This is a genomic window from Leisingera sp. JC1, assembly GCF_001679925.1.
Classification (GTDB): Bacteria; Pseudomonadota; Alphaproteobacteria; order Rhodobacterales; family Rhodobacteraceae; genus Leisingera.
Genome location: NZ_LYUZ01000040.1, coordinates 1 through 907, shown reverse-complemented (window position 1 = coordinate 907; position 907 = coordinate 1). Strand labels below are relative to the sequence as shown.

Below are 907 nucleotides of genomic sequence, written 5' to 3'. Positions count from 1 at the left end.
ATTTGCGCCTGGCGCGCCTGCCGGCGGCGTGAAGCGCCCTCAGCATGAGGGCCCCGTAGAGCAGCGCTGCCAGCATCCCGTAGCTGTAATAGGCCATCGCAAAGGTTGCATGCGTCGCCTTGCCGGCCTGTTCGGGAACCACCCAGCTGTCCGAATACCTGACGGTCACCCCCTCCCCCAGAACCAGGAACTGCGGTTTCCCGGCAACGTGCTGGAACGGCTCGACATAGGCCAGAACACGTTCGCTTTCGCGCTCATCCTGAAAGGGGTTTTCCAGCACCGCCTGGCTGCGGTTCGACAGGCGGTCGAAGAAAAAGAGCTGGGAGGAAATGCCCACGGCCAGAATGACCGTGGTGCTGACCGCAACCGGAAGCAGAATTCCCCGCCGCACATATTTGAGCCCGTAGATCAGAACTGTCAGCAGGATGAGCAGGCTGCCCAGGATCGGCCCGCGGGAATAGCTCATCACAACCCCCATCGGCGCCAGCAGGCAGGCGGCCAGCGTGATCGCCCGCCAGACCGGCCCCAGCCGCCACGGCCAGCGCAGCAGCAGCGCCGCAAGCGGCCAGCACGCATTGATGAAGGAGGCGCCAAGTATCGAAACGCCGACCAGGGTCCGGCCGCGGACACCGCTTTCCCCGGCGCTGTAATGTGCGCCCACCCCTTCCGCAGCGGGCTCGAGGAAGGGGTTGGAAAACACCATGTCCACCACAAGGACCCGTGTCATGGGCAGCGAAGATAGGATCATCAAGTATCGAAACGCCGACCAGGGTCCGGCCGCGGACACCGCTTTCCCCGGCGCTGTAATGTGCGCCCACCCCTTCCGCAGCGGGCTCGAGGAAGGGGTTGGAAAACACCATGTCCACCACAAGGACCCGTGTCATGGGCAGCGAAGATAGGATCATCA

Annotated in this window: 1 protein-coding gene; it reads right to left on the bottom strand. The window is 63.8% G+C overall.

Annotation, left to right across the window (positions count from 1 at the left end; all coding sequences use genetic code 11):
- Positions 1-727: O-antigen ligase family protein (locus A9D60_RS04915; RefSeq protein WP_175392893.1), on the bottom strand; the 727-nt coding region annotated here is incomplete at its 3' end.
- Between the last annotated feature and the right edge of the window lie 180 nt (positions 728-907).